Annotated in this window: 9 protein-coding genes; 2 read left to right on the top strand and 7 right to left on the bottom strand. The window is 36.2% G+C overall.

Annotated features, from left to right (window positions below; all coding sequences use genetic code 11):
* Positions 1 to 169: 169 nt before the first annotated feature.
* From V7137_RS25605 to V7137_RS25575, 7 genes are all read right to left on the bottom strand, one after another.
* Entirely contained in the window at positions 170 to 1,291 is a 1,122-nt protein-coding gene (locus tag V7137_RS25605) for an N-acetyldiaminopimelate deacetylase (RefSeq protein WP_335700690.1), read from the bottom strand.
* 56 nt (positions 1,292 to 1,347) lie between these two features.
* Positions 1,348 to 2,058: a 2,3,4,5-tetrahydropyridine-2,6-dicarboxylate N-acetyltransferase gene (gene dapD, locus V7137_RS25600; protein WP_335700689.1), complete on the bottom strand. Its 711-nt coding sequence runs from the start codon at positions 2,056 to 2,058 to the stop codon at positions 1,348 to 1,350.
* Positions 2,059 to 2,263: 205 nt separating this feature from the next.
* Positions 2,264 to 3,151 carry a LysR family transcriptional regulator gene (locus V7137_RS25595; protein WP_335700688.1) on the bottom strand — a complete coding sequence of 296 codons (888 nt, stop codon included), beginning with the start codon at positions 3,149 to 3,151 and terminating at the stop codon, positions 2,264 to 2,266.
* A 33-nt stretch (positions 3,152 to 3,184) separates the two neighbouring features.
* Positions 3,185 to 4,696 carry an MDR family MFS transporter gene (locus V7137_RS25590; protein ID WP_335700687.1) on the bottom strand — a complete coding sequence of 504 codons (1,512 nt, stop codon included), beginning with the start codon at positions 4,694 to 4,696 and terminating at the stop codon, positions 3,185 to 3,187.
* Between the two features lie 55 nt (positions 4,697 to 4,751).
* Positions 4,752 to 5,204, bottom strand: a complete 453-nt coding sequence (gene cbpB, locus V7137_RS25585) for a cyclic-di-AMP-binding protein CbpB (protein WP_218345783.1) — start codon at positions 5,202 to 5,204, stop codon at positions 4,752 to 4,754.
* Between the two features lie 150 nt (positions 5,205 to 5,354).
* The gene (locus V7137_RS25580; protein ID WP_218345784.1) at positions 5,355 to 5,591 is read right to left on the bottom strand and encodes a YkuJ family protein; all 237 of its coding nucleotides are present in this window, start codon (positions 5,589 to 5,591) and stop codon (positions 5,355 to 5,357) included.
* 210 nt (positions 5,592 to 5,801) lie between these two features.
* Positions 5,802 to 7,013, bottom strand: coding sequence for an EAL domain-containing protein (locus tag V7137_RS25575; RefSeq protein WP_335700686.1), 1,212 nt, complete (start codon positions 7,011 to 7,013; stop codon positions 5,802 to 5,804).
* Between the two features lie 139 nt (positions 7,014 to 7,152).
* Here V7137_RS25575 and V7137_RS25570 point away from each other — a divergent pair, with 139 nt between their 5' ends.
* Both V7137_RS25570 and V7137_RS25565 read left to right on the top strand, forming a co-directional pair.
* Positions 7,153 to 8,001 (top strand): C39 family peptidase, encoded by an 849-nt coding sequence (locus V7137_RS25570; protein ID WP_335700685.1) that lies wholly within the window; start codon positions 7,153 to 7,155, stop codon positions 7,999 to 8,001.
* 164 nt (positions 8,002 to 8,165) lie between these two features.
* Positions 8,166 to 9,038, top strand: coding sequence for a metallophosphoesterase (locus V7137_RS25565; RefSeq protein ID WP_335700684.1), 873 nt, complete (start codon positions 8,166 to 8,168; stop codon positions 9,036 to 9,038).
* Positions 9,039 to 9,592 lie beyond the last annotated feature (554 nt).

The raw sequence follows: 9,592 nt of genomic DNA, 5'->3' as shown, positions 1-9,592 counted from the left end.
ATATCATATAATAATTAATTTAATTAAATAATTATTATCAATTATTACCCCATTCCCCTTCATAAGTTTACCCTATTTGCTTAAGAATAATCGACGATATGTAACAATTTCCCTTTTAATTCTCTTACATTTTAACATGAATGCAAATCAGAACCAAATAATACGCCTCTTATCTATTTCCGAGATTCGTGAAATAAGATGTTATAACATTGATGGCAACACTAATCGCCTCTTCATGTGGATTTAACTTTGCATGGTGTAAACCATAAGGTGATTCGACACCAAGCCAAAACATCAGCCCTGGTATTTCTTGTAGCATATAACCAAAGTCTTCACCTGTCATTGCTTCTTTGCACTCGATGACATTCACATTGGTTTCTTCCTGAATATATTTCATAAACTCTCTTGTAATTGTTTCAGTATTATAAACCTGATGATACATCGAGCCGTAATCGATGTTAGCTTTACATTCAAAGCCTGCCTCGATTCCTTTAACAAGTGCTTCAATACGATGTTTAACCCTTTTCATTGATTCAGCAGAAAGCGTTCTAATTGTCCCTTCGAGTCTTGCAGTTTCAGCAATAATATTTTGAACTGTGCCTCCAGTAATTTTCCCGACCGTTATAACCGCACTATCTAAAGGGTCCACATTCCTTGCAACAATCGTTTGCAGTTGATTAACCAATGCACAGGCAGCTATCACCATATCATTCGTTTCGTGTGGTCTTGCTGCATGTCCGCCTTTACCCTTAAGGTCAATAAACAATTCAGAGGTATTTGCAAATAATAACCCTTCCTTCACTGCTATTGAACCAACAGGATACTCTGGAGCGATATGTAAGGCAAAAATTAGATCCGGTTTCCATTCTTGCATTTCTTCCGATCTCAACATTGGTTCCGCGCCGCCAGGTCCTTCCTCAGCAGGCTGGAAAACAAATAAAAGGTCATCCTTTATTGGGTTCTCAGTAAAATAAGTCAACACCCCAAGAGCAATACTCATATGAAAATCATGACCACAGGCATGCATCTTGTCAGTATGTGTCGATGAAAACGGTAAACCAGTGTCTTCACTTATAGGCAATCCATCAATATCAGATCTGTAACCAATTGTTTTTTGAGGATTTAAACCATGAACCTTTACAAACAAGCCCGTCTTCCATTTCTTTATGGTCATTCGATCTTGTGGAAAGGACTCCAGGTAAGATAGTAAATATGCCTGTGTTTTAAATTCTTGAAATCCTAGTTCTGGGATTTGATGAAGGTCACGGCGGATCTTAATAAACTGATTCATTTATGTTCCTTTCCTCCCCTATAAAAGAAGCGTGGAAGGAATCCACGCTTCCGCTTTTATAGTTGTCGTAGCTCTTGCATAATTTCTGTTTTCGATTTCGTTTTTTCGTCGATATCTTTTATTTTCCTAGCAGGCATCCCTGCTACAACTGTATAAGGTGCAACATCTTGAGTAACTACAGCACCTGCAGCTACTACAGAGCCTTTTCCAACTGTTACCCCTTCAAGGACAACCGCATTTGCTCCAATCAGAACATCATCTTCAATTACGACTGGCTTAGCGGATGGTGGTTCGATTACACCTGCTAATACGGTGCCTGCTCCAATATGGCAATTCTTCCCAACGGTCGCTCTTCCGCCAAGGACAACTCCCATATCTATCATGGATTTTTCTCCAATAACTGCACCAATATTGATAACAGCCCCCATCATAATAACGGCATTATCCCCGATCTCCACTTGATCACGAATCACTACTCCTGGCTCAATTCGTGCATTAATATGCTTTGTATCTAATAATGGGATAGCTGAATTACGACGGTCATTTTCAACCACGTAATCTTCAATATTCCCTTTATTTGCTTCTAATACTTCATTGATTTCAGACCATTCACCAAAAAGAACACCAGTATTTCCATTAATAAAGGTTTTTGTATTATCTCCAAAATCAATTCCCTCTAATTCACCTTTTACATATACCTTTACTGGTGTAGATTTTTTACTATTTTGAATAAAAGAAATAATTTCATTTGCATCCATCATTTTCATAAGTAGGCCCCCTATAGTTGTCGTTACTAAAGCTATTTTCGCACAGGTTGTTGTTTTACATATAAGTACATCAACCCGTNNGAAAATTGCCTAGAAACTTAGTGAATCACCATCATTAAGTTCCAAGAGGAACAAAGTATACGAAAAGAGCCTTTACTAAAAAATACTTTATCAAACAAAAGCAATGAAAACAAGAAAAACCACCTTATTCTTCTGAAGATTCTGCGATATATTCCTTAATTAATTCGACAAAAGCCTTCACTTGCTTTAACTGAAAGGCAGAGTCATAGCCTAAAAGCCACGTATCACGTTTTAAGGGGTGATTATTCTCATCTACAAGCGGTATTTTGAAGATTTCCCTATCCGTTTTAGTTAGTGTTATCGCTGGTAAAATCGCGTACCCAATCCCATTAAAGGCCATCTGTTTACAGGTCTCAATTTGATCGACAACCACTGTCCGCTTTGGTGATGTCTTAAAGTTTCTCATCCACCAATCTTGTATTTCTTGATAATAATTTGAATCACTTTTAAATTGAATAAATGGTCGATCCGTATGTAACACTTGTTCAGGACTAGTAATTTCCCTATCAACCAAATAAAGAGGATCATTAAAAAGGTGAACCTTAACCCCTTTCCAATCTGGTGTTCCACGAATAATCCCAACATGAACTTGATCGTCATACAACGATTTTAAAATTTCACTGCTCCATCCGGTAACTAATGAAATTCTGGCTTGAGGATACCTATCTATAAATTTCTTTAACACCTGAGGGAGCCAATTTTGTCCTACTATCGAAGCAACCGCAATTTTTAAAGTTCCAGACACCCCTGATTGGAGAGAATGAATGGTTTCACGTACTTTTTCTTGCTTCGTTAATACATCATTGACAAATTGGATGACATGTTCACCGGCAGGGGTTAGGGCTAATCCTTTTTGCGAACGAATAAATAGCTTTGTTCCCCAATCTTTTTCAATGGTTTGCAATCGTTGAGATAGCGCTGGCTGGGATACAAATAACCGTTCTGACGCCTTTCTCATATTCATTTCCTGAGCAAGGACTGATAATAACTGAAATTCAGACAATGAGGACAACTTGATCCCTCCTTGAAAAAAGCCCTGTAAAAATTACACAGAGCGTTCGTTCTTTTTCGGTATAAAAAAGATTAATAGTAAACTTATAATTGCAACAGCAAGGACAACATAATAAACAAAATGGAGGGAATGGGTTAACCCATTCTGCAAGAAGTTTCGGACAGATTCTGAAAGATTTTCCCGTTCCGTCGATTTTAACAGTTTATTAACATCATCCACTGAGAAAGTATGATCTTTTTGACTGAAATAATGACTCAATCGATTATTAAGAATCCCTCCGAGCAACGCTGCACCGATAGTATTGCCAAGATTCCGCATAAACATATTTGAAGCGGTTGCGATCCCTCTCTGTTCCCAACCAACCGTACTTTGAATCGAGACAATAAAGGCCGTAGATGTTAAGCCCATTCCTCCACCAACGAAAAAAGAACCCGCTGCTGCCCACAAAGGCCCGGAGGACGCTGACATCGTCACGAAGACGATACTGCCGATAATTAACAATAATCCTCCGATAATCGATGTTTTTCGATAACCAATAGTAATCAACAATCGTCCAGCAATTGTTGACGCGATTGGCCAGCCGATTGACATCGTTGTCAAGGTAAATCCAGCGACGATTGGTGTTTGTTCCATCACACCTTGTACAAATGTTGGTAAAAAGCTTGAGATTCCTATTAACATGATTCCAGTTGTAAGTGAGGTCGTGTTAGCAATTAATATAGAACGTTCTTTCCAAATCGTAAATGGCATAATCGGCTCTTTCGCACGGCCTTCATGGAGTACAAATCCAAGTAAAGTTATAGCACTTAATGCAAATAAACTTACTGACTGCCAAGAACTCCATGCAAACCGGCTTCCGCCTTCGACAAGGATAAACATTAACGATGAGATCGTGACCGTGACCAAAACAGCACCAACATAATCTATTTCATGTTGTTTCCTTTTGATGTTTTCATGTAAAAACAACCAGAGACCCACTAAAGAGAGGATACCAAGTGGAACGTTAATCCAAAAAACATAATGCCAACTTACATATTGAACTAGTAAGCCTCCAACTGCTGGTCCGGTTATGGCTGAAATCCCCCAAACACTAGATAAGTACCCCTGAATTTTTGCCCTCTCTTCAGCGCTGTATATATCACCAATGATGGTGGTTGCTATTGGCGTCACTGCACCAGCACCGAATCCTTGTATTAAGCGAAAAATAATCAGCATGTTCATGGACGTGGCAAACCCACAAAGAATCGATCCGATTAAAAAGAAAATAATTCCGATGGTAAGAATTGGTTTCCTGCCAAATAAATCAGATAATTTCCCGTAAATAAGAACGGTTACAGAATTCATTAACAAGTACGCAGAAAATACCCAGCTATAAAGGGTAAACCCGCCAAGGTCTGCAACAATGGCCGGCATTGCGGTTGAAACAATCGTGGCTTCAATCGCCCCCATAAACATAGCTAACATCACCGCTGCTAATACAAGCGGTTTTTTTGTTTGTTTTTTCTGAGAACCTTCTTTTGATATCTTACCAAAAGCATTGCTCATATTTACACCTCAAACGTTAAAAAAATCAAGCTCCCTTCTCGGGAGCCTAAAAACATCATCTGTCACTGTTTTGCAATTTATTAATCATCTTATTTAATTGATTTAATAATGTACTTCTTGGCAAAATTCCTTCAAAATAGCCATCTTCAGTCTCAACGCATAAAAAAGGTTGAGTAACAAGTAGTTCAAGGCATGTTTTTAAGGATGCTGAAATTTTCACTCGCGGAATTGAGCTTTTCATAACCTCTTCAACACGTTTTTTCTCAAGTTGCTCAAACTCAATTCTTTCTAGTCCTAAAATAGAATCCATAATAATTGGCGTACTTATTAACCCGTGAAGTTTGTAATGTGGATCTAACACAGGGATAGCCGTATAACCACTTTTTGTTAAAACTAATAAGGCATGCTCGAGATTATTGCCAATTTGCACGTGTGCAACCCGTTCAGACGGAATCATTAAATCTTTTATCGTTAATTTTAAAAATTCATCATTAGGAAGACTGATCATCACGGTAACTCCTCAAATTTGTTTTTCTACAGTTTCATTCTACCATAGTATTCGGGAGTCTGTGTTAATTTTGGTAACGTTCCGCTCGAAACGTTTTGCATCCTCCGCCATTTTTCATGACATGAAAAAGAAAGGAACCCTAAAGGTCCCTTATTGAATCAAATCAAAAATTTCAATTGTAATCATATCAATGTTATCAAATTGATAACGCTTTGGTTTTTCCTTTTCATTATATATTTCTAATTCAAATGTCTCCGTTTTCGGATGAAATGTTACTTGACATTTTCTATCTCCGTTTACCTCGAAATAGCGTTGTGCTGGTTCACCACTATTTGCTGTTTCCTGAAGATTTTTTAATCTTGATAATATACCTTGAAGCTGTGACATCGGCTTCGTCTCCTTTCCAACCCAAACAAACATCTACAATTATATTTCTCATTTAGCATTTTTCTATCCGAGTGGTTATCTTTCATAATTTTCCAGCCCATAAGAATATGCCAATATTAAAAGAATAAAATAACACTGGCCATTTGTCCAAGTAAAAATAAAAAAATAGGTAATTTTTTATTTTTCGAACGAAAATAAGCTAAAAACAATTTAAAGCAATTGTTCGTTTTGAAATAAGTATTGATAAGCAATATCAATAAACAAATAATCATCGCCATTCATAGGAAACGAAAACGTACGGATGGTTTCCCCAGTTTCTATATCCGAATATAAGTCCGATAAGATTCCTTTTCGTTCATTTCTCATTTTGATAATATTTTCTAAAAAATATGGACGCCAGCTCCAATTCTTTTGAATGTATTCGGATTGAGTAATCCAACCCTCTTTCCCTTTAAAAATATTAGCAGATTTTTGAAATCCATCCTCATCACAAACATACATCCGAAAGGCAATCTGATCTAATTCTTTAATGAGGGCCTGAAAAAGGGTCTGATATGTTCCATTTCTGTTTTTCATGACAATTTCTTGGACCTTAGCTTGAAATGTCTCTGCCGTTGTATAAACAGCCTCTAATTTCTTCTTTTCATAGGAGATAAAGTCATGAAACTTTTCTTTTAAGCGGTCTTTAAGAAAATCACGTTGAATAAATTCAGGTGCAGGTGGAAGTAAATAGTATCCTTGATAATATCGTCCTCCATTCTTCCAGGCAAATTGTAACTGGTAACTCATCTCAATATTTTCAAACAAGAGGGTTGCGCCTATTTTCCTTGCCAAAAGGGACAATGAAAACAAGACATCGTTAAAATTAATGCCAGTAGATGTTGATTTTAAAGCCTGTAAGTTGATTTTCAAAAAATCAGGTTCAAGTTGTCCAATCCGTTCAAAATAATGACTCTCACTATCAATTCTGGCAATCGCTAGTTTAATCCCATAGGTACGATAATATTGAAGTAAATGATCTAATTGGTCTAAATCACCAACATAATTCCGATCTGAAATTTCCAAGACAATTCGATTTAATTTTAAGCCCTTTTTTTCAAATGCAATCAGTTCTTGTAAAAAAGGTTCACCATTGTCGTACATTAATAAATCAGCATGTCGATTCAAAAAGATACTTACATCCTCTTCTAGTGTTAGAGCTTTTTCAAGCGCCATTTTAACTAATAACAGATCCACTTCATATTTATATTCATCAGGTATTTGATCATCCTGAAAAAATGTCCCTAAACTAATAATATTTCCTTCTGATTTATATCTCCCCAAGACCTCATAGGCAATTACACTTTGTTCATCGGCACTAAAAATCGGTTGAAAATAGGGAAATACATTTTCAAGATCCGATAGTATTTCCAATGCATCCATCCAAGTACCTCCAAATATTTTTTCTTCATATACCATACGCATATGTAAGGATTATCGTTCTTTTCCAAAAGGATACCATTATAGCAGCATAGAAACAATCATAACCTATACACAAGTTGTTTATTAAGGAGGATATGTTTTGAAAAAACTTTGTTTTTTAGTCTTAATCCTTCCCATGTTTGGATGTAGTCACTTTGATGCAGATACAAATACAAACACTGAAGAAAAACAGCCTCCTTCCTCGGTAGCAGTTGAAGATACTACATCTAACTCTTCTCCTGATGTTAATAAAAATACATCATACAACATAAACGAGCTTAATGAGCAAGTGATAAATGTAAAGAAATCAGTTAATAAAAGTAAGTCGGTTACTACCACACAAAGGAAAAAAAATTCTGCCATGCTTAATGTAGTGTTAATTAAGCAAAATCCAGAACTTAGATACGGTTGCGAGGTAACCAGTCTTGCAATGGTTTTAAACTATGCAGGAGCTAAAACAAACAAAATGGACCTTTACCGATCTGTTCGGAAGGATTCCGACACATTGATCAAATCAGCTAAAGGAGATATTTTACGTTGGGGAAACCCTGCTGATGGCTTTGTAGGGGATATGACAGGCAGAAGAGCAGGGTATGCTGTATTTGATAAACCAATGATTGCCTTAATCAATCAAAAGCTTCCTAACAGAGCCGTTAATTTAACAAACAAGCCCTTTGAAAAAGTATTAGAGCATGTCTCAGCTGGATATCCTGTTGTGGTTTGGACAACTGGGGATTACCGACTACCAGACCGTTGGGAAGGATGGTACCACGGGAACCAATATATTAAAACTCCCCTTGATTTACATGCCGTCGTCTTAGTTGGATACGACAACAACAACGTCTATCTTAACGACCCACTTTCGGGAAGAAAACAGGTCCGAGTTGGCAAACAACAATTTATATCATCTTGGAAAGCATTAAAATGTCGAGCAGTTAGTTATCATTAGGTAAAGCAGCCAAATTTTTGGCTGCTTTTATGAATGTTTTATTTTTTTTTGAATAAACACATACAAAGGACCTTTCACTTGCAAGATCATTCTGATTTAATGAAAATACTGAGTGACTCTTCTTTTAGTAGAAAAGTAAATAAGAAAATAGGCTGGTTGAAAAAATGGCTAAAAAACAGACGAGGAGAATCTTTTTAAAGCGATCATTTGGCTCAATTCTAACTGTACTGGGTTTAGGTTCGGGGGGCTTTCTTTATGCCAATCGAATTGAGCCATCCTTACTCGATATACAAGAAATTCAAATAAAACATCGATTGATTCCAGACAGCTTTGATGAAATAAAAATGATTCAATTTAGTGATACACACCTTGGTTTTCAATATACGTTACAGCAATTTAATAAATTAGTTGAAAAAATTAATAGTCTTCAGCCGGACATTATTTTATTTACGGGTGATTTAATGGACGAGCCCAACCAATATACGGAAATTAATAAATTGATACCCATTTTAAAGAAATTACATGCCCCGCTAGGGAAATATTGCATTTTCGGAAATCATGACCATGGGGGTTATGGTTCTGACATTTACAGAAATATTATGGAGACCACTAATTTTACCGTCCTTTTGAACCAAGCTGTTCCGGTTATCACTAAAGATGGAAGTATTATCTATTTACTTGGAATTGATGATGCCATGTTAGGAAATCCAAATCTGCCATTGACATTAAAAAATGTGCCTAAAAATACTTTCACGATATTATTATCTCATGCTCCTGATCTTGCAGAAACAGCGTCACAATATCCGATCCAATGGCAGCTTAGCGGCCATAGCCATGGAGGACAGATAAAAATCCCATTTTTAGGAGCACTTGTAACTCCTCCCTTTGGGCAGCTATACCCGGAGGGCCTTTATTCAGTCGGTGACGATTCTCCCCTATCACTCTATGTCAATAGAGGAATTGGAACAACCCGTCTCCCCTTTCGCTTTTTGTCAAAACCGGAGTTAACTATCTTTACCCTTAAACCTGAAATATAGCAAAAAACTCCTTCTCAATATTTATGTTGAATGGGAGTTTTTTTATCGTTTTAAAAAATCCTGCTCATGCATCAGGCAATTTTTGTAAAAAACGCTTTTCAATTTCATCAACCGGGACCTTCAACACAAAACCATGTCTTGAACATGCTGAAATATGATGTCAAAAATGATTTTTTGTATTGTCCCACTGGTCTTATCCGATTCTAATTCATTGATTAATAATCTATTTAATCGACCCATTTAATCATCCTTAAGATAAAGAAAAAGTTCTTATATTTTACAATAATGTTTGTACATACTAATATTTATATTTTACAATGAAATTGACTGAAAGAAAGTAATTTATTGAAAATAATGATTATTCCACTAACATTTATTATTATTAATCATTTATGGTTTAGAAATAGGTAATATCCTAAATTGGCTTTTATTCCTGAGAATCTAAGAATTATTATTATTTTCTTAAAACATAGCAAAAAAGATGTTACTGCTTTATTCCTATTTCTTAATAAAAAAGGTATAATATAGATGTTTTATATAACTGAAAGGAGAAC

The organism is Neobacillus drentensis (assembly GCF_036962765.1).
In the GTDB taxonomy this organism is placed as follows: Bacteria; Bacillota; Bacilli; order Bacillales; family Cytobacillaceae; genus Neobacillus; species Neobacillus drentensis_C.
Note: the sequence above shows the minus strand (reverse complement) of the source record. Positions and strands in the feature narration are given on the sequence as shown.